Raw genomic sequence first — 18,638 nt, forward strand, 5'->3', positions numbered from 1 at the left:
GTCCGGATCGGGCCACAGACCCGGGGTCTACGGACCGGGGCCTACAGGCCGGGGTCTACAGACCCTGCGGGTAGCCGAAGAGGTGCTGGGGGTCGTACTTCGTCTTGACCTGCTTCAGGCGGGTCGCCGCGTCCCCGTAGTAGGCCTTGCGCCAGTCGCGCAGTGTGGGGTCCGCGTAGTTCTGGTACGCGGCTCCGGAGGCGTACGGCTTCATCGCGGTGTGGGCCGAGGCCAGCCAGGACTGGGCGCTGCTGCCCGAGGTGCCCGCGCGCCAGGAGACGAGGTACTGGGCCAGCATGCGGGAGCGGCGGTGGACGAAGGCGGTCGCCGTGGGGGAGACCCGGTTGACCGCGCCGCCGAGGGCGGTCAGCGCGATGCTGCCCGCGCCGCCGCGGACCGACCGCAGCTGGTTGAGGAGCGTCTGGATGCCGGCCGCGGACAGGGAGCGGTCGAAGAAGTCCGAGCGGGCCGCGTACGTCTCCCTGCCCAGCCTGCCCTGCGAGGAGCGGCCGGGGGTGGAGCCCGGCAGGTGGCACTGGGCCTGGGTGGAGAAGGAGGAGCAGCCCGCGTAGATCTCCATGGCCTCCTCGTAGCCGTGGCGCCGCAGGGAGACGCTGGAGGCGTTCGCGCCGGCCAGGTGGGCGAGGCGGTCCACCGCGTTCTGGAGTTCGCCGTAGGTGCCGAGGGAGAACGCGGCGACCGAGATGGAGGGGGTGCCGCCGGTGCCGGACAGGTGCAGGGACGACCAGATCTCGTCGGGCTGGCTCGGTCCCCACTCCTGCCAGGCCTTGAGCACGGCCGCCGCCTTCGCCCACGGCCAGGTCAGATAGCCGGTGACGGCCTGTGGCGCGGGGTGCGTCCTGAACTGCAGCTCGGTGACGACGCCGAAGTTGCCGTTGCCCGCGCCGCGCAGGGCCCAGAAGAGGTCCTTGTTGGTGGACGCGTTCGCGGTGAGCTGCTTGCCGTCGGCCGTGATCAGGGTGGCCTGGGTGAGGCTGTCGCAGGTCAGGCCGTAGGCGCGGGAGGCGACCCCGTGGCCGCCGCCGAGGACGAGGCCGGAGACGCCGACGGTGGGACAGGAGCCGGCCGGGATGGTCACGCCCTTCGCGGCGAGCGCGCGGTAGACGTCGATCAGCTTGGACCCGGCGCCGACCACCGCCTGGCCGCCGCTGACCCGGATCCGGTTCAGCTTGGAGACGTCGACGATCAGGCGGCCGTCGCCGGAGGAGTAGCCGGCGTAGGAGTGGCCTCCGTTGCGTATCGCCACGGGTATGCGGTGGGCCTTGGCGTAGGCCAGCGTGGTGCGTATGTCGTCCGGGTGGGCGGCATAGGCGACGGCGGCGGGCTTCAGGCCGTCGAACCGGGTGTTGTAGAGCTGGTGGGCCGTGGTCCAGGAGGCGTCCCCGGGGCGGACCAGGGTGCCGTCGAGGTCACGGGCGAGGGCCGTCCAGTTGGCGGCGGCGGCCGCACTGGTGGTCTTCAGCGACGTACGTGAAGAGGATCCGGCGGATGTGGAGGAAAGTGGTGAATCGGATACATTGGCCGTGTCGGCCGACGAGCCGTCGGTCGAACCGCCACTGCACCCCGCGATCGCCGCAGTCGCCATCGCGGCCGCGCTGCCTGAGATGAACGTACGCCGTTCCATGCCCGTGCCTTTCGTCGGCTTTCGTGGAACGAGACGACCTCGCGGGACCGCGGGTTCCCGTGGGTTCGGACACAGGTGTGCGCCGCTTCGGCCGTATCCCCCGCAGTGGGCGCGTGGGCCTCCGTACCCCCGCGCGTAACCGGTGCTTTCGGAACCGGGGCGTGCCCTCGCCGTAAGCATTCCGTGACCTAACCAGGCCGACGGCAGGGGTTCACCCGCCGTTCATTTATGGCCATCGGTCGCTTCACCTGATCTGCCTAATTTCGGCCCTACCCGGTGCGGAGTGCGCGGAAAAAGCGCTCCCGTGCCACAACGACCTCGCACGCCGCCCGTCGGTGGCGGCTCCTGGAAGGAACACCCGAAAGTGAAGCTTCAGCGCAAGAACCGGCTGCGCGCCCTTTCCCTCGGTGCGGTCGCCGTCTCCGGCGCCCTGGCGCTGACGGCGTGCGGTTCGGACGACACCGGCAAGAAGTCCGAGGGCGGTTCGAAGGCGGCGACCAGCGCCGGCTCCGTCAAGTGCGACGACGCCAAGGGCCAGCTGCTCGCCGACGGCTCCTCCGCGCAGAAGAACGCGATCGACGCCTGGGTCAAGGAGTTCTCCCAGGCCTGTGGCGTGCAGATCAACTACAAGGGTGGCGGCTCGGGCGCGGGTGTGACCGCGTTCACCCAGGGCCAGGTCGCCTTCGCCGGTTCCGACTCGGCGCTCAAGCCCGAAGAGGTCACCGCCTCCAAGAGCGTCTGCTCCGGCGGCCAGGGCATCGACCTCCCGATGGTCGGCGGCCCGATCGCCCTCGGTTACAACGTCCCGGGTGTCGACAACCTGGTTCTGGACGCGCCGACGATCGCGCAGATCTTCGACAGCAAGATCAAGAACTGGAACGACCCGGCGATCAAGAAGCTGAACCCGGGCGCGAAGCTTCCAGACCTCAAGATCCAGGCGTTCCACCGCTCCGAGGACTCCGGTACCACGGACAACTTCACCAAGTACCTGCTCGCCACCACCCCGGACAACTGGAAGTACTCCGGTGGCAAGGCGTGGCAGGCCAAGGGCGGTCAGGCTGCCTCCGGCTCCGCCGGTGTGGCCCAGGGCGTCAAGCAGAACTCCGGTGCCATCGGCTACTTCGAACTGTCCTACGCCAAGGACATGAGCACCGTCTCGATCGCCACCGGCGCCAGCACCCCGGTCAAGCCGTCGGTCGAGTCCGCCACGGCCGACATCGCCGCGGCCAAGGTCGTCGGCACCGGCAAGGACCTGGCGCTGAAGCTCGACTACGCGACCAAGGCCGACAACGCCTACCCGATCACCCTGGTCACGTACGAGATCATCTGCGACAAGGGCAACAAGTCCGACACGCTGGCCGCCACCAAGGCGTTCCTGCGCTACATCGCCAGCGAGGACGGCCAGAAGGTTCTCTCGCAGAACGACTACGCGCCGATCCCCGCCGACATCATCTCCAAGGTCCGCACCACCATCGAGGGCCTGAGCTGACCTGATCCGTGTGTGCGGTCCGGTCCCTCCCAGGGCCGGGCCGCACCGTCCGGTGCACCGCCGCCCGGAGCCTTTCACCTGTGATGGTCGACCTCATGGGTGTACCGGCTCCACCGAGCCGCCCACCCGGTGGCTCCGCAGACCGGAGAACCCGATGGACATATCGACTACCAAGACCACAGACACCCCTCCGCCCTCACCACAGCCGGCCACGGCGGAACGCAGGCGCGCCGCCCGCGGCGCCACCCGACCCGGTGACCGCATCTTCCTCGGCCTGTCCCGCGGGTCGGGCATCCTGCTGCTGGTGATCATGGCCGCGATCGCAGCCTTCCTCACCTACCGCGCCTCCCTCGCGATCAGCAAGGACCACGGGAACTTCCTCACCACCTTCGAGTGGAACACCAACCTCACGCCGCCGACCTTCGGCATCGCGGTACTGGCCTTCGGCACGGTCGTCTCCTCGATCATCGCCATGGCCCTCGCGGTCCCGGTCGCCGTGGCGATCGCGCTGTTCCTCACGCACTACGCCCCGCGCAAGCTGAGCGGTCCCATCGCCTACGTGGTCGACCTGCTCGCCGCCGTGCCGTCCATCGTGTACGGCCTGTGGGGCGCCCTGATCCTGGTCCCGCACATGCAGGGCCTCTACGGCTGGCTGAACGACTACCTCGGTTGGACCGGAATCTTCTCCTGGGAGGGCGGCGCCCCCCGCGCGATGCTCACCGTGGGCATCCTGCTCGCGATCATGATCCTGCCGATCATCACCAACGTGAGCCGCGAGGTCTTCCGCCAGGTCCCGCAGACGCACGAGGAGGCGGCCCTGGCCCTCGGCGCCACGCGCTGGGAGGTCATCCGCATGGCGGTCCTGCCCTTCGGCCGCTCCGGTGTCATCTCCGCCTCGATGCTCGGCCTCGGTCGCGCCCTCGGCGAGACGATGGCCGTGGCCACCGTGCTCTCCCCGAGCTACGACATCCAGGCCAGCCTGCTCGACCCGGGCGGCGGCACCTTCGCCCAGAACATCGCAAGCAAGTTCGGTGAGGCCACCGAGCAGGGCCGGGACGCGCTGATCGCCTCCGGTCTGGTGCTCTTCGTCATCACCCTGCTGGTCAACGGCGCGGCCCGGGCGATCATCGCCCGCCGCAAGGAGTACTCGGGGGCCAACGCATGAGCACAGCGGCAGCCGGCCACAAGAGCGTCAGCACGCTGCGCGGCGCGACCCTCCCCAAGTGGTCCCCCTGGGCCATCGCCGGCGGCTCCGTCGCCGTCGCGGTCGGCATCGGCCTCGGGGCCGGACTGAGCAGCAAGGCCGAGTGGGGTCTGATCGCCGCGGTCCTGTTCCTCCTCGGCACCTACGGCATCGCCGCCAAGGTCGAGGGCCGGCGCCAGGCCAAGGACCGCATCGCGACCTCGCTCGTCTGGGTCGCCTTCCTGATCGCCCTCATCCCGCTGGTCTCCCTGATCTGGGTGACGGTGGCACGCGGCGTGAAGGTCCTCGACGTCTACTTCCTGACCCACTCCATGGGTGTCGTCGCCGACTCCGAGCCGGGCGGCGGCATCTACGCCGCCATCATCGGCAGCCTGGAGCAGGTCGGCCTCGCCACCCTGATCGGCGCCCCGATCGGCATCCTCACCGCGATCTACCTGGTCGAGTACGGGCGCGGCAAGCTCGCCAAGTCGGTCACCTTCTTCGTGGACGTGATGACCGGTGTCCCGTCGATCGTCGCGGGTCTGTTCATCCTCAGCCTGATGCTGATCTTCGAGATGCAGCCGTTCGGCTTCGCCGGGTCGCTGGCCCTGGCCATCCTGATGATGCCCGTGGTGGTCCGCTCCACCGAGGAGATGCTCAAGCTCGTCCCGAACGAGCTGCGCGAGGCGTCCCTGGCGCTGGGCGTGCCGAAGTGGCGCACCATCCTGAAGGTGGTCCTGCCGACCTCCATCGGCGGCATCACCACCGGTGTCATGCTGGCCATCGCCCGTATCGCGGGTGAGACAGCTCCGGTGCTGCTGCTGGTGTTCGGCAACCCGTTCATCAACAACAACCCCTTCGAGGGTGCGCAGGCGTCGCTTCCGCTGTACATCTACCAGCAGTACTCGCAGAGCGCGGGTGCCAACGCGGCGTACGACCGCGCGTGGGCGGCCTCGCTCACGCTGATCGCCTTCGTGATGATCCTCAACATGGTGGCCCGGGGCATCGCCCGCTGGAAGTCCCCGAAGACCGGTCGCTGACGCGGCCATACAGCGACTGATCAGACTTAACGGAAGTTCGGAAGTGAAGTAGACATGGCCAAGCGAATCGACGTAAGCGGACTCACCGCCTACTACGGCTCCCACAAGGCGATCGAAGACATATCGATGACGGTCGAGCCGCGTTCGGTGACCGCTTTCATCGGTCCCTCCGGCTGCGGCAAGTCGACGTTCCTGCGCACGCTGAACCGTATGCACGAGGTCACCCCCGGTGGGCGGGTCGAGGGCAAGGTGCTGCTGGACGACGAGGATCTGTACGGCGCCGGGATCGACCCGGTGTCGGTCCGCCGCGAGGTGGGCATGGTGTTCCAGCGCCCGAACCCCTTCCCGACGATGTCGATCTTCGACAACGTGGCGGCGGGGCTGCGGCTGAACGGCAACTACAAGAAGAGCGAGCTCAACGACATCGTCGAGCGGTCGCTCAAGGGCGCGAACCTCTGGAACGAGGTCAAGGACCGGCTGAACAAGCCCGGCTCCGGACTGTCCGGTGGTCAGCAGCAGCGGCTGTGCATCGCGCGGGCGATCGCCGTGGAGCCGAAGGTGCTGCTCATGGACGAGCCCTGCTCGGCGCTCGACCCGATCTCCACCCTCGCCATCGAGGACCTGATCGGTGAGCTGAAGGAGCGCTTCACGATCGTCATCGTGACGCACAACATGCAGCAGGCGGCGCGCGTCTCCGACCGTACGGCGTTCTTCAACCTGGCGGCCGTCGGCCAGCCCGGCCGGCTCATCGAGATCGACGACACGGAGCGGATCTTCTCCAACCCGTCGGTCCAGGCCACGGAGGACTACATCTCCGGCCGCTTCGGCTGAGCCGAGGCCGAAGGACCCCTCGCGGTGCTGCATGGCGGTGCCACCGCGAGGACGCAGAAAGGGCCCGCCCCCGGCTTCCCGGGGGCGGGCCCGTTCCTGTGCACGGGGTCGGGCGGTGCGACGACTACAGGACCGTCAGCCTCACGAGCCCGAAGGCGGCGGCGGCCACCAGTGCCGCGGCCGGCATCGTGATGAACCAGCCGAGGACGATGTTCTTGGCGACGCCCCAGCGCACGGCGTTCACCCGCTTCGTCGCGCCCACGCCCATGATCGCGGACGTGATGACGTGGGTCGTGGAGATCGGCGCCTTGAAGAGGTAGGCCGAGGCGAACATGATCGACGCGCCCGTGGTCTCCGCCGCGAACCCCTGGGGCGGATCCAGCTCGATGATCTTGCGGCCGAGGGTGCGCATGATGCGCCAGCCGCCCGCGTACGTGCCGAGCGACAGCATGATCGCGCAGACGAGCTTCACCCACACCGGGATCGGGTCGTTGTAGGTCCCGTGGCCGGAGATGACCAGTGCCATCACCACGACACCCATGGTCTTCTGCGCGTCCTGGAGACCGTGGCCCAGCGCCATGCCGGCCGCGGACACCGTCTGCGCGATACGGAAGCCCCGCTTGGCCTTGTGCGGGTTGGCCCGTCGGAAGATCCACATGATCGCCGTCATGACCAGATAGCCGACGACGAGCCCCACCACCGGGGACAGGAACATCGGGATGACGATCTTGTCGACCACCCCGTCCCACAGCACCGTCGTGCCGCCCGCGAGCGCCGCGCCCACCAGGCCGCCGAACAGGGCGTGCGACGAGGACGAGGGAAGGCCGAAGTACCAGGTGATCAGGTTCCAGGTGATCGCGCCGAGCAGCCCGGCGAAGAGGATTCCCATCCCCCGGCCGCCCTGGGGCGTCTCGATCAGGCCCTCGCTGACCGTCTTGGCGACCCCGGAGCCGAGGAAGGCGCCGGCGAGGTTCATGACCGCGGCCATGGCCAGTGCGGCTCGGGGTGTCAGCGCCCGCGTCGACACCGACGTCGCGATCGCGTTCGCCGAGTCGTGGAAGCCGTTCGTATAGGTGAAGAAGAGCGCGACCGCGATGGTCACGACCAGAGCGAGGGTGTCCATCGACGCCTCAGGACTCCTTGACGGCGATGGTCTCCACCGTGTTCGCCACGTGCTCGAAGGCGTCCGCTGCCTCTTCCAGGACGTCCACGATCTGCTTGAGCTTGAGGACCTCGATCGCGTCGTACTTGCCGTTGAAGAGGTGGGCGAGCAGCTTCCGGTGGATCTGGTCGGCCTGGTTCTCCAGCCGGTTGACCTCGATCCAGTACTCGGTGAGGTTGTCCAGCGTGCGCAGGTGGGGCATGGCCTCGGCGGTCAGCTCGGCCGCCCGTGCCAGTACCTCGATCTGCTGCTCGACGCCCTTGGGCAGCTCCTCGACGTTGTAGAGGACGACCAGGTCGACGGCCTCCTCCATGAAGTCCATGATGTCGTCGAGGCAGGACGCGAGGGAGTAGATGTCCTCCCGGTCGAACGGCGTGATGAACGAGGAGTTCAGCTGGTGGAAGATCGCGTGAGTGGCGTCGTCACCCGCGTGTTCGGCCGCCCGCATACGCTCCGCGATCTCGACTCGGGCGGAGGCGTCCGCCCCGAGCAGTTCCATCAGGAGTTTCGAGCCCGTGACGATGTTGTCCGCGGATGCGGCGAACATGTCGTAGAAGCTCGTCTCCCTGGGGGTCAGACGAAAGCGCACGTGGGGTCCTCGGGGTGCTTCGGGTTGGTGCTTCGGGTGGGTGCTGCGGTTTTGGTCAGGCTGATGCTAGGCGCAACATCCAGCCACGGCTATCGGGCCGATCTCCAGTGTCGCCCATCTGACGAAGTGATCTTCATGCGGGCGCACCAAGGGCCCTATACCCAGCAAAATTCGTTACCATATACCCACCAGGGGTATATCAGTGGAGGACGCGATGACGACCACCGAGGCCGGCGCCGCGGCGCCCTCCGAGGACGCACACGGCGTGCACGGGGGCGCCACGCACGGTTATCACCATCAGAAGGACGAGCACCTCAAGCGGCTGCGCCGCATCGAGGGGCAGATCCGCGGGCTCCAGCGGATGGTCGACGAGGACGTCTACTGCATCGACATACTCACGCAGGTGTCCGCCTCCACCAAGGCCCTGCAGTCTTTCGCGCTGCAACTCCTGGAGGAACACCTGCGGCACTGTGTCGCCGACGCGGCGGTCAAGGGCGGAAGCGAGATCGACGCCAAGGTGGAGGAGGCCACCAAGGCGATCGGACGGCTGCTCCGCACCTGACGTCTGACCTGCGGTCTACTGGCCGGAGGCGTCCCGTTCCCGGGCCACTTTCAGCACCTCGTCGATGCTCTCCAGACTGAGCCGGTCCTCGTGGGCGGCGGAGGCCGCGATGATCAGGTCTCCGCACAGCTCGATCTCGGCGAGGGCCACGTGGTCCTGAACCGTCGTACCGCCGACCGGAGCCACGTGCATCACCTCTTCTCTGCCGTCACCGAACTCCTAGAGTAGGCATCGGCACACGCGACGCGCATGGCACGGAAGGGCTAGTTCGCGGGATGGTTACCGGCTAGTTCTCCAGTCGGTTCCCGGGCGGTTTCTCCGACCGGTCCGGCTGGTCTGGCTGGTTTTCGGCGATCCGGCCCGCGTAGATGTCCTTCTCGTGCGGCAGCCGTACGTCCACCGGGGTCCCGAAGCCGTACAGCAGTGTGGTGGAGGCGACCGCCACGGTGGCCTTCCGCTCGCCGTTGACGAAGCTGAAGTGCTGCTGGAGCTTGCGGACGCGGCCCTGGTCGTCCAGATAGGCGTCGAACGGGACCCGGGCGGTGGCGAACCCTTTCGCCGCGGCGGCCAGGGCCTCCCGGTTGCCCGCCGAGGCGAACCGGGCGGCCGCGGCGAGGTCGGCGACGCCCCGGAAGTGCCGCACCGCCGTGCCGCCCACCTCGGCCCGCCCGACGAAGTCCGCGGTGCGCGTCCCGCGCAGCAGTTCGGCGGCCGCGTACGGGTCGGTCGCGCCGCCCGTCACGAGGTTGCCGTCGGCGAGGGTGGCGGTCTCGACCCGGACCCACTTGTCGGCGGGCACGCCCGCCCCCCGGTTCTTCATGTACAGGGCGCCGGGCGCGAGCAACTCGGTGATCGGGCGGTGCTCGGCCGCTCCCGCGGGGTCCTGCGGCAGCCGTACGGTGAGCCGGCCGAGCTGTCTGCGGTAGTCGTAGACGCCCTCGCCGCGGATGGTGACCCGGGTGCCGCCGGTGGCCATCTCCATCGAGGTGCCGGCCTTCGAGCTGCCCGTCGCGCGCAGCAGGTCGGCGGCCCGGCGCAGCGTCCCGACCGGGTCCGACCAGCCGCGCGCGTCCTCCGCGGCGGCCCCGCTGTAGGAACATCCCGCGACGCACCCCATGCCGAGGCCGACCACGGCCGCCACCGCGGCGGCCGTCTCACCCGGGCGTGTGCGCTGCCGCCGATCCATCGTCTGCCTACCCCCAGCCGGTACGTCCGTCACGGGCCCCCCGTCGCTTCGGCTAACGACGGTCGGGGGCGCGCCGTCACGCGCCGTCAAGGGCGTACGCGTTCGAGTCATGCACCCGATCTGGGTAACGTTGTCGTCGTGACGCAGCAGGGCGGCCCGGATTCGGCCGGGCAGGGACCGGAACACCAGGTGTCGACGTGCGAGCAGGGCCGCTTCTGTGTGGCCCGCTGCACCTGCGGCTGGCGCGGCCCGGCCCGCCGGGCCAGAAGTCAGGCCCGCACGGACGCGGAGGGGCACACGGCGGTCGCCCTCTGAGGGACCCGACGTCGCGGCCGTGGGCCGACGGCCTTCCGCCGGGCGGGTGTCACCGGCGTTCGAGAAGGACCACGTCGTCCCGGTCGACGCGGACCAGATAGCCGTTTCGCCGGTAGGTGTCGAGCCGGCTCCGCAGCCGGTCCACGGGGCAGGGTGTCTTGACGGTGGGGTCGGTGCGGTCGACGACGACCCACTGCGGGCCTTCGGGTGTGGGGTCGGCGCAGTACAGGCTGACGGTGGTGCGGCTGACCAGCTGGGCGGCGACGTGGTCGGAGGCGGCGACGGTCGCGCCGTCGGGGACGAGGGCGAGCACCTGCCGTACGGTCCGTACATGAGCCGGGGTCTGCCAGACCTCGGGCATCACGGCTTCGTGGAGCGGATAGACCGGGATCATCAGGCAGGCGAACGCGGCGACGCCGCGCAGCCCCGCCCGCCGCAGGCGTGGAGCGACCCGGGGCATGCGCTGGAGCATGGCGGCGAAGACGACCGGCATGAGCACCGCGCTGTAGTGGTAACTGACGCCCCAGTAGTGGGGATTGTCGGAGGCGAAGCGCCACAGCAGGGTCGGCAGGCACAGCCAGAGCAGGGGGGCGCGCAGGCACAGGAATCCGGCGGGCGCTAGCAGCATCAGCAGCGTGAGCCATTTCAGCGGCGGCCACAGCAGATGCGTCACGGTGTGCGGCGGTCCGCCGGTGGAGGAGACCTGCGGCAGGTAGTCGAAGGCCCCGTGCGGGTTGAACGACGGTATGAGCACCAGGACTTCTGTCGCGGTGGCCAGCAGCCCGAACAGCGCGAGCGGCACTCCGACGCGGGGGCGGCGCCCGTACCAGGCGATGTAGCCGCCGACGGCGGCGACCGTCAGGCCCAGATCCTCCTTCACCAGCACCAGCGGCACGCTCCACAGCACGGCCGCGTGCCACCGCCTGCGTCCCAGCGCCTCCACGGCGAACGCCAGCAGCGGGACGGCGAACGCGATCTCGTGGAAGTCGAAGGAGACCGCCTTCACGATGCCCCAGGAGCTGCCGACCGCGCATCCCACCAGTGCCGCGACCTTCACGCCGTGCTGGTCCCGCGCCCAGCGGGTGAGCGGGTATACGGCCAGGGCCATCAGCACGGCCTGGGCCACCAGCAGGGTGAGCGGCGTGGGAAGGATCCGGTAGACGGGCCCCAACAGCACCAGCACGGGGCTGAAGTGGTCACCGAGCACGTTGTAGCCCGGCCCCTTCAACGCGACCACGGGTGCGTCCAGGTGCGCGTAGGCCCTGACGACCTGTTCGAAGATGCCCAGGTCGTAACCCATGCTGATCAGCCGCTCGTGACGGCGGACCGAGACCACGCAGTACAGGACGGCGAAGAAGGCCGTCAGTGCCCCTGGCAGCACCCGGTGCGGGAGTCCGGCCCACCGGGATCGGGCGTCATGCGCCGCGCCGCTGTCCCGCGGTACGGGCGTGGCCGCGAGGGCCTCCCTGCAGTCGTCCCCACCCAGCACATCGGTCATGACCGGCTCGCACGATCCTTGCCGGCGTCGTGTTCGCAGTGCTCGCGCCCATGGCCGGGACGGCGCGCGAGGACATCCGTCACCGGATCCCGGAAGCGTATGAGAGCGTTGGCCGGCGCGGCAAGGGCCGGGTCAGTCGTCCCCGTGCCGGTCGGAGGCGACGGCCGCCAGTGCCGGAGCGATCAGTTCCCTGTCCCGCGGGTGGCTCAGGCGCTCGCGCGCTTCGTCCGGCGACAACCAGAGCAGTTCGCTGACCTCGTTGTTGGGTGCGAAGGCTCCGCCGGTCGACTCCGCGGCCCAGTAACTGACTTCCTTGTTCCGGCCCGTGTGGTCGACGTAGCGGGCGGTCGGCAGGGCCGGTCCGAGCCGGCAGGTGTGCCCGGTCTCCTCCTCGACCTCGCGCAGGGCGGCCGCGTGGGCCGTCTCGCCCTTCTTCAGCTTCCCCTTGGGCCAGGACCAGTCGGACCACTTCGGCCTGAAGACCAGGGCCAGTTCGACACCGCCCGATGACGAGCGGCGCCACAGCACACAGCCCCCGGCCCTGACGACGGTCGTCTCCTTCACGGCGCGCCGACCGCCTCTTGCTGCCACGACTGCTGGAACGTGTACCGCGCCGCCTCCACCTCGTGCCGCTGGTCGGCGTGCAGCACACCGAGGGCGTACGCCGTCGCCGGGGCGATGCGCGGGGTGCGCGCCGCCTGCGCGGCGGCCGCGGCCGCCTCCGAGGCGTCCCGGTGCCGGTTCAGGGCCTGCCCGGCCGTGAGCAGGGGTACGTCGACGGGGGCGCCCGGCCCGTCCAGCACCTCGCGGGCGTAGCGGTGCAGGCGCAGCAGCAGCCGTACCTGGTGCCAGGGGCCGTCCTGGGGGTGCGGGGACGGATCCGGGGACAGGCCGTGGATCAGGGCCTCCGCGTTGTACGGCAGGCCCGCGGTGACCAGTGGCAGGGCGGCGATCGCGGCCAGGAGCCGCTCCTCGGCGGCGGCGGCCTGCGGGCGCGGATCGGTGGCGGCGGCCGCGGGGGCGAGCGGGACCTCGCTGGCGAGCAGCGCGACCTTGTCGGCGACCGCGTGGAAGCGGGAGGAGCCGAGCGCCTGGAGCGCGGTGGAGTGGGCGCGGGTCCGGGCGAGGGTGAGCTGGCGCTCCAGCAGGGCGCCGGCCTTCGCCGCGCCCACGGTGAGGTTGCCGCGCTCCGGGGTGCCGGTCGCCGGGCCTGTCCGCTCGCCGCTCTGGCCGGGGAACGGCGAGGAGCCCGACAGCCGGTGCAGCGCGAGCAGCAGCCGCTCCAGACGGGCCTCGTACGCGTGTTCCATGGCCAGTGTCCCGGAGAGCCAGGCCAGCTCGGGGCGCATCTCCTCGGACCAGTCGGTGTCGAGGAACGGCCGGAAGGTGTGCAGACTGCCGCTGATACGGCGGGCCGCGCGGCGCAGGGCGCGCGCCGCGTCGGCGGACTCGTGCGCACCGGCGGCCGCACCGGTCTCCCGGTGCAGCCGCAGTGCGCGGAGGAACTCCGTGGCCCGGGCGCTCAGATAGGCGCCGAGGGCTTCTCCCGTCACGGCCATGACCGCGGTGGCCGGCGGGTCCGTCGGGTCAAGGTGCTGCTGTGCCACGCCGGCGCCTCCGGGCGTCTATGAGCATCTCCTGGATGTTGCGCAGGGGCTGTCCGTCGGCATCGGTCGCGTGCCGGGTCCACTCGCCGTCCGGGCCCAGGTGCCAGGAGGAGGTGGTGTCGGACATGCCGGTTTCGAGGAGCCGGATGAGCGTGGCCCGGTGGGCCGGGTCGGTGACCCGGACCAGGGCCTCAATCCGGCGGTCGAGGTTGCGGTGCATCATGTCGGCGCTGCCTATCCACACCTCGGGCTCGCCGCCGTTGCCGAAGGCGAACACCCGGGAGTGTTCGAGGAAGCGGCCGAGGATGGACCGCACCCGCATGTTCTCGGACAGGCCGGGGACGCCGGGCCGTACCGCGCAGATGCCGCGTACCCACACGTCGACCGGCACGCCGGCCTGGGAGGCGCGGTAGAGCGCGTCGATGACCGCCTCGTCGACGATCGAGTTGACCTTGAAGCGGATGAACGCCGGGCGGCCCGCGCGGTGGTGCTGGGCCTCCTTGTTGATCCGCGAGATGAGGCCGTCGCGCAGGGACTTGGGCGCGACGAGCAGCCGGCGGTAGGTCTCCCGGCGGGAGTAGCCGGAGAGCCGGTTGAACAGGTCGGACAGGTCGGCGCCGACCTGCGGGTCGGCCGTCAGCAGGCCCAGGTCCTCGTACAGCCGGGCCGTCTTCGGGTGGTAGTTGCCGGTGCCGACGTGGCTGTAACGCCGGAGTGTGTCGCCCTCCTGACGGACCACCAGGGACAGCTTGCAGTGGGTCTTGAGGCCGACGAGGCCGTATACGACGTGGCAGCCGGCCTCCTCCAGTTTGCGCGCCCACTTGATGTTGGCGTGCTCGTCGAAGCGGGCCTTGATCTCGACCAGGACGAGGACCTGCTTGCCGGACTCGGCGGCGTCGATCAGCGCGTCCACGATGGGGGAGTCGCCGGAGGTCCGGTACAGGGTCTGCTTGATGGCGAGGACGTCCGGGTCGGCGGCCGCCTGCTCCAGGAACGCCTGCACGGAGGTGGAGAACGAGTCGTAGGGGTGGTGCAGCAGCACGTCCCGGGCGCGCAGGGCCGCGAAGATGTCGGGCGCGGAGGCGGACTCGACCTCGGCGAGGTCACGGTGGGTGCCCGCGATGAACTTCTGGTACTTCAGCTCGGGGCGGTCGAGGCGGTGGATGCGGAAGAGGCCGGTGAGGTCGAGCGGGCCGGGCAGCGGGTAGACCTCGGCCTCGCCGATCTTCAGCTCGCGCACCAGCAGGTCGAGCACCTCGCGGTCGATGGACTCCTCGACCTCCAGGCGCACCGGCGGGCCGAAGCGGCGCCGCATGAGCTCCTTCTCCAGCGCCTGGAGGAGGTTCTCGGCGTCGTCCTCCTCGACCTCCAGGTCCTCGTTGCGGGTGAGCCGGAACGCGTGGTGCTCCAGTACCTCCATGCCCGGGAACAGCTCTTCCAGGTGGGCCGCGATGACGTCCTCCAGCGGGACGTAGCGGCCCGGGGCGGCCTCCAGGAAGCGGGACAGCAGCGGCGGCACCTTGACCCGGGCGAAGTGCTTGTGGCCGCTGACCGGGTTGCGGACGACGACGGCCAGGTTCAGGGACAGGCCCGAGATGTACGGGAAGGGGTGCGCCGGGTCGACCGCGAGGGGGGTGAGGACCGGGAAGATCTGGTGCCGGAAGAGGGTGAAGAGCCGTGCCTGCTCCTTCTCGGTCAGCTCGTTCCAGCGGACCAGGTGGATGCCCTCCTCCGCGAGTGCGGGGGCGACGTCCTCGTGGTAGCAGGCGGCGTGCCGGGCCATGAGCTCGCGGGAGCGGGCCCAGATCATCTCCAGCACCTCGCGGGGCTGCAGGCCGGAGGCCGAGCGGGTGGCGACACCGGTGGCGATACGGCGCTTCAGGCCGGCCACCCGGACCATGAAGAACTCGTCCAGGTTGCTGGCGAAGATCGCCAGGAAGTTGGCCCGTTCGAGGAGGGGTGTGTTCGGGTCCTCGGCGAGTTCGAGGACCCGTTCGTTGAACGCGAGCCAGCTGCGTTCCCGGTCCAGGAAACGGCCCTGCGGCAGCTGGGGCCCATCGACCGGTGACTCCTCGTACGGGTCGAGGTCCGCGTCGAGGTCGGGTTCCAGGTCGGAGACCGCGGCGGCCACGGTGTGCGACCGGTGGGCGGCTATGGAGCCCACGGAGGGCTGCGCGTGCTGGACCTGTGCCTGGGCGTTTGGCTGGCTCATGACCCCATTCTTCCGCGCCAGAGGGGTTACGGGCGCGTCGGAACGTGCGGGTGGGAGCGATGGCGTCCCGGTTGCCGCGTCCCTCTCGGGTGGCGGCGAAGGCTCTGGCACGGCGGGCTGCATTGGCTGAGCGTCGCAAGGTCGTCTGAATCGATGGTTACGGCGACATGACGTGCGGGCTATGCGGGGACGGCTCCCGGGCGTCCATGCCGGCCGGCCCCCGGTTGAGCCGTAGCCCCTTGGTCACTGTGCGTGTCAGGTCTCGGTGCGGTACATCAGATCGGTCTCGTGGGTGAGGAAGCCCAGGCGCTCGTACACCGACACGGCGGACTTGTTGTCCGCGTCGACGTAGAGCATCGCCGTGGGCAGGCCCTGCGCGGCCAGGTGCCGCAGGCCGATGGTGGTCAGGGACTTGCCGAGACCGCCGCCCTGGGCGGCCGGGGACACCCCGAGGACGTACACCTCGCCGAGGCCGTCGTCCGCGTGGACCTTGGTCCAGTGGAAGCCGACCAGCCTGCCCGTGCCGCCCTCGCCCGTGCGGTCCTCTCCCTCGCCCGTGCCGTCCGCCTCGCCCTCGCGCTCGGCGAGGAAGAAACCCGCCGGGTCGAACCAGGGCTCGGCCTTGCGGTCGTCCAGGTCGCGCTGGGTGAGGGAGCCCTGTTCGGGGTGGTGGGCGAACGCGGCGGAGTTGACGGCCAGCCAGGCCGTGTCGTCCTGCCCCGGCACGAACGTCCGCACGCGCACGCCGTCGGGGAGCTTGGGCTCGGGCAGCTCAAGGTCCGTCAGCGGGCGCCGCATCTGGCGGAGTTCCCGGAACAGGGTCAGCCCCAGGACCTGGGCGAGATGCCGGGCGGCCGAGTGCCCGCCGTGCGCCCACACCCGCAGCCGCTTGCCGGACGCGGCCAGCAGGGCCGAGCCGAGTGCCCGCCCGTGCCCGTGCCCCCGGTAGGAGGGGTGTACGACGAGCTCGGCGGCCGGCGCCTCCACCGGGTCGGTGTCCTCGAGCTGTGCGTAGCCGACGAGTTCGCCGTCGACCGTGAGCAGCAGATGCGAGATGCCCTCGCGCGGTCGGCCACGCAGTCGCAGGCGGCCCTGCTCGGACACCGGCTGCTGCCCGTCGACCCGGGCGGCCTCGGCGAGCAGTGCGAGCACGGCCTCGGCCTGGTCCGGGATGAGTTCGGCGTAGGTCTCGATGGCACGGGAGAAGCCGGGCCGTGCGATGTCGTCGCTGCTCATGCGTATGAGGGTACGGCGCGTGCGGCGCGAAGTGGCGGCAAGGGGAAACGTGAGGGAAACAGCAAAGGAAAGCAAAAAGGGAGATCAGGATGTGACCATGAACCCTCTGTCGCGCTACGCGCGTTGACTCTAGGCTGCGCCCGACCGGTCCACTGTCGCCGACCGGTCCGCTCAGCACAGTCGACCCACTGGGGGGTTCCATGCCGGCCACGTCCCATCCGCCCCGGCCCGCGAGACGCCGTACCTACGCGCTGCTCGCGGCCACCGCGTCGCTCGCCACCGCCGCCGCACTCGCCTCCGCGCTGCCCGCTGCCGCGCACGATAACCACGGCGGCAGGCACCACGCGCCGAGCCGTTACCAGGATGTCCAGCTCCTGTCGTTCAACGACCTGCACGGCAACCTCGAACCGCCGTCGGGTTCCTCCGGCCGGGTCACCGAACTCCAGGCGGACGGCACGACGAAGACCATCGACGCGGGCGGTGTCGAGTACCTGGCCACGCACCTGCGCGAGGCCCGCAAGAACCACGCGTACTCGATCACGGCGGCCGCGGGCGACATGGTCGGCGCGTCCCCGCTGCTCTCCGGTCTGTTCCACGACGAGCCCACCATCGAGGCGCTCAACAAGCTGGACCTGGATGTCACGTCGGTCGGCAACCACGAGTTCGACGAGGGCGCCAAGGAACTCGGCCGACTGCAGAACGGCGGCTGTCACAAGACCGACGGCTGCTACACGGACAAGAAGTTCAAGGGCGCGGACTTCCCGTACCTGGCGGCGAACGTGCTGGACGAGAAGACCGGCCGGCCGATCCTCCAGCCGTACGGCGTCTGGCGGAAGAACGGCGTCCGGATCGGCTTCATCGGCGTCACCCTGGAGGGCACGCCGGACGTCGTGTCCGCCGAGGGCGTCAAGGGCCTGAAGTTCAAGGACGAGGTCGAGACGATCAACAGGTACGCCAAGGTGCTCCAGCGCCAGGGCGTCCAGTCGATCGTGGCGCTCATCCACGAGGGCGGCCTGCCGGCGTCCACGAACTACAACTACGACTGTGACGCGGGCGGCGCCGGTGCCGGCATCTCCGGCCCGATCGTGGACATCGCCAAGAACGTCACGCCCGCCGTGGACGCGCTGGTGACCGGCCACACCCACACGGCGTACGTGTGCAACATCAAGGACCCGTCGGGCAAGCCCCGCATGGTCACCTCGGCCGCGTCCTTCGGTCGCCTCTACACCGACACCACGCTGACGTACGACCGCTGCACGGGCGACATCGTCCGTACGGCCGTGACGTCGCCGAAGTCCGCGCTGTCGGCGAAGTCGGTGAACCGCGTGGTCACCCGGGACGTCCCCAAGGCGGCCGACATGACCAGCCTGATCAGCAAGTGGAACGCCCTGGCCGCCCCGATCGGCAACCGTCCCATCGGCTACATCTCCGGCGACGTCAACAACACCGGTACCGAGTCCCCGATGGGTGACCTGATCGCGGACGCGCAGCTCGCCCACGGCAAGGAGCTGGACCCCGAGACCGACCTCGCCCTGATGAACCCGGGCGGTGTCCGGGCCGGTCTGACCTACGCCGCCAAGGGTGCCGAGGGCGACGGCGTGGTGACGTACGCCGAGGGCTTCACGGTGCAGCCGTTCTCCAACACGGTGAACCTCCAGAGCTTCACCGGGGCCCAGCTGGTGCAGGTGCTCAAGGAGCAGGTGAGCGGCGCCAACGCGGCCGCTCCGAAGATCCTCCAGCCGTCCGCCAACCTCACGTACACCCTGGACATGACCAAGTCCGGCGCGGACCGTGTGGTCACCGACTCGATCCGGCTGAACGGCGCGGCCGTCGACCTCGCCGCCACCTACCGTGTCGCGACCAACAGCTTCCTCGCGGGCGGCGGCGACGGCTTCCCGACCCTCGGTCAGGGCACGGGTGACCTGGTCGGTTCGGACGACCTCGCCGCCCTGGCGAAGTACCTGACGGCCAACTCCTCCGCCGCGAAGCCCCTCACGCCGCCGGCGGCGAACCGGATCACGGTCGTGCAGTAACCGACCCCGTGACGAACGAAGGCCCGGCGCATGTGCGCCGGGCCTTCCTG

Annotated in this window: 17 protein-coding genes; 7 read left to right on the forward strand and 10 right to left on the reverse strand. The window is 70.0% G+C overall.

What is annotated here, in order from left to right:
• Positions 1-55: 55 nt before the first annotated feature.
• Positions 56-1,645 carry an FAD-binding oxidoreductase gene (locus ACIPK3_RS14280; RefSeq protein ID WP_402569473.1) on the reverse strand — a complete coding sequence of 530 codons (1,590 nt, stop codon included), beginning with the start codon at positions 1,643-1,645 and terminating at the stop codon, positions 56-58.
• A 364-nt stretch (positions 1,646-2,009) separates the two neighbouring features.
• On the opposite strand from ACIPK3_RS14280, the gene pstS reads away from it, so the two are divergent.
• The 4 genes from pstS (at position 2,010) to pstB (ending at position 6,188) form a co-directional block, all read left to right on the forward strand.
• Positions 2,010-3,134, forward strand: a complete 1,125-nt coding sequence (gene pstS / locus ACIPK3_RS14285; protein WP_402569475.1) for a phosphate ABC transporter substrate-binding protein PstS — start codon at positions 2,010-2,012, stop codon at positions 3,132-3,134.
• A 154-nt stretch (positions 3,135-3,288) separates the two neighbouring features.
• Positions 3,289-4,299: a phosphate ABC transporter permease subunit PstC gene (gene pstC / locus ACIPK3_RS14290; RefSeq protein WP_402569477.1), complete on the forward strand. Its 1,011-nt coding sequence runs from the start codon at positions 3,289-3,291 to the stop codon at positions 4,297-4,299.
• The gene (gene pstA, locus ACIPK3_RS14295) at positions 4,296-5,357 is read left to right on the forward strand and encodes a phosphate ABC transporter permease PstA (protein ID WP_402569479.1); all 1,062 of its coding nucleotides are present in this window, start codon (positions 4,296-4,298) and stop codon (positions 5,355-5,357) included. Before pstC ends, pstA begins: the two co-directional genes overlap by 4 nt.
• A 54-nt stretch (positions 5,358-5,411) precedes the next feature.
• Positions 5,412-6,188 carry a phosphate ABC transporter ATP-binding protein PstB gene (gene pstB, locus ACIPK3_RS14300; RefSeq protein ID WP_402569481.1) on the forward strand — a complete coding sequence of 259 codons (777 nt, stop codon included), beginning with the start codon at positions 5,412-5,414 and terminating at the stop codon, positions 6,186-6,188.
• Between the two features lie 124 nt (positions 6,189-6,312).
• Here the strand turns inward: pstB and ACIPK3_RS14305 are convergent, their stop codons facing one another.
• Complete coding sequence (locus tag ACIPK3_RS14305; RefSeq protein WP_402569483.1) at positions 6,313-7,311, reverse strand: anion permease; 999 nt, start codon at positions 7,309-7,311, stop codon at positions 6,313-6,315.
• 7 nt (positions 7,312-7,318) lie between these two features.
• Positions 7,319-7,939, reverse strand: a complete 621-nt coding sequence (locus ACIPK3_RS14310; protein ID WP_402569485.1) for a DUF47 domain-containing protein — start codon at positions 7,937-7,939, stop codon at positions 7,319-7,321.
• 214 nt (positions 7,940-8,153) lie between these two features.
• Here ACIPK3_RS14310 and ACIPK3_RS14315 point away from each other — a divergent pair, with 214 nt between their 5' ends.
• Entirely contained in the window at positions 8,154-8,501 is a 348-nt protein-coding gene (locus ACIPK3_RS14315) for a metal-sensitive transcriptional regulator (RefSeq protein WP_402569487.1), read from the forward strand.
• Positions 8,502-8,516: 15 nt separating this feature from the next.
• Here the strand turns inward: ACIPK3_RS14315 and ACIPK3_RS14320 are convergent, their stop codons facing one another.
• Together ACIPK3_RS14320 and ACIPK3_RS14325 are read right to left on the reverse strand one after the other, a co-directional pair.
• Positions 8,517-8,687 (reverse strand): hypothetical protein, encoded by a 171-nt coding sequence (locus ACIPK3_RS14320; protein ID WP_402570230.1) that lies wholly within the window; start codon positions 8,685-8,687, stop codon positions 8,517-8,519.
• Between the two features lie 100 nt (positions 8,688-8,787).
• Positions 8,788-9,687 carry a hypothetical protein gene (locus ACIPK3_RS14325; protein ID WP_402569489.1) on the reverse strand — a complete coding sequence of 300 codons (900 nt, stop codon included), beginning with the start codon at positions 9,685-9,687 and terminating at the stop codon, positions 8,788-8,790.
• Positions 9,688-9,825: 138 nt separating this feature from the next.
• Here ACIPK3_RS14325 and ACIPK3_RS14330 point away from each other — a divergent pair, with 138 nt between their 5' ends.
• On the forward strand, positions 9,826-10,002 hold the full coding sequence (locus tag ACIPK3_RS14330; protein WP_402569491.1) for a hypothetical protein: 177 nt from the start codon (positions 9,826-9,828) through the stop codon (positions 10,000-10,002).
• 49 nt (positions 10,003-10,051) lie between these two features.
• Here the strand turns inward: ACIPK3_RS14330 and ACIPK3_RS14335 are convergent, their stop codons facing one another.
• The 5 genes from ACIPK3_RS14335 to mshD all read right to left on the reverse strand — a co-directional run bounded on the left by ACIPK3_RS14335 (position 10,052) and on the right by mshD (position 16,555).
• Positions 10,052-11,500: a DUF2079 domain-containing protein gene (locus ACIPK3_RS14335; protein WP_402569493.1), complete on the reverse strand. Its 1,449-nt coding sequence runs from the start codon at positions 11,498-11,500 to the stop codon at positions 10,052-10,054.
• 132 nt (positions 11,501-11,632) lie between these two features.
• Entirely contained in the window at positions 11,633-12,064 is a 432-nt protein-coding gene (locus ACIPK3_RS14340) for an NUDIX hydrolase (protein WP_402569495.1), read from the reverse strand.
• Positions 12,061-13,107 (reverse strand): CHAD domain-containing protein, encoded by a 1,047-nt coding sequence (locus ACIPK3_RS14345; protein WP_402569497.1) that lies wholly within the window; start codon positions 13,105-13,107, stop codon positions 12,061-12,063. Before ACIPK3_RS14345 ends, ACIPK3_RS14340 begins: the two co-directional genes overlap by 4 nt.
• On the reverse strand, positions 13,088-15,319 hold the full coding sequence (locus tag ACIPK3_RS14350; protein ID WP_402569499.1) for an RNA degradosome polyphosphate kinase: 2,232 nt from the start codon (positions 15,317-15,319) through the stop codon (positions 13,088-13,090). Before ACIPK3_RS14350 ends, ACIPK3_RS14345 begins: the two co-directional genes overlap by 20 nt.
• 255 nt (positions 15,320-15,574) lie before the next feature.
• Positions 15,575-16,555, reverse strand: a complete 981-nt coding sequence (mshD, locus tag ACIPK3_RS14355; protein WP_402569501.1) for a mycothiol synthase — start codon at positions 16,553-16,555, stop codon at positions 15,575-15,577.
• A gap of 200 nt (positions 16,556-16,755) precedes the next feature.
• Between mshD and ACIPK3_RS14360 the strand changes: the two genes are divergently transcribed.
• On the forward strand, positions 16,756-18,588 hold the full coding sequence (locus ACIPK3_RS14360) for a bifunctional metallophosphatase/5'-nucleotidase (RefSeq protein ID WP_402569503.1): 1,833 nt from the start codon (positions 16,756-16,758) through the stop codon (positions 18,586-18,588).
• The last annotated feature ends 50 nt before the right edge of the window (positions 18,589-18,638 follow it).

The sequence above is a fragment of the Streptomyces sp. NPDC086787 genome, from assembly GCF_044745865.1.
Lineage (GTDB): Bacteria > Actinomycetota > Actinomycetes > Streptomycetales > Streptomycetaceae > Streptomyces.

Excerpts from the sequence above, each read along its gene's own strand:
- ACIPK3_RS14325 (WP_402569489.1), bottom strand. The coding sequence starts at position 9,687 with ATGGATCGGCGGCAGCGCACACGCCCGGGTGAGACGGCCGCCGCGGTG.
- ACIPK3_RS14305 (WP_402569483.1), bottom strand. The coding sequence starts at position 7,311 with ATGGACACCCTCGCTCTGGTCGTGACCATCGCGGTCGCGCTCTTCTTC.
- pstB (WP_402569481.1), top strand. The coding sequence starts at position 5,412 with ATGGCCAAGCGAATCGACGTAAGCGGACTCACCGCCTACTACGGCTCC.
- ACIPK3_RS14315 (WP_402569487.1), top strand. The coding sequence starts at position 8,154 with ATGACGACCACCGAGGCCGGCGCCGCGGCGCCCTCCGAGGACGCACAC.
- pstC (WP_402569477.1), top strand. The coding sequence starts at position 3,289 with ATGGACATATCGACTACCAAGACCACAGACACCCCTCCGCCCTCACCA.
- mshD (WP_402569501.1), bottom strand. The coding sequence starts at position 16,555 with ATGAGCAGCGACGACATCGCACGGCCCGGCTTCTCCCGTGCCATCGAG.
- ACIPK3_RS14360 (WP_402569503.1), top strand. The coding sequence starts at position 16,756 with ATGCCGGCCACGTCCCATCCGCCCCGGCCCGCGAGACGCCGTACCTAC.
- ACIPK3_RS14350 (WP_402569499.1), bottom strand. The coding sequence starts at position 15,319 with ATGAGCCAGCCAAACGCCCAGGCACAGGTCCAGCACGCGCAGCCCTCC.
- ACIPK3_RS14335 (WP_402569493.1), bottom strand. The coding sequence starts at position 11,500 with ATGACCGATGTGCTGGGTGGGGACGACTGCAGGGAGGCCCTCGCGGCC.
- ACIPK3_RS14280 (WP_402569473.1), bottom strand. The coding sequence starts at position 1,645 with ATGGAACGGCGTACGTTCATCTCAGGCAGCGCGGCCGCGATGGCGACT.
- pstA (WP_402569479.1), top strand. The coding sequence starts at position 4,296 with ATGAGCACAGCGGCAGCCGGCCACAAGAGCGTCAGCACGCTGCGCGGC.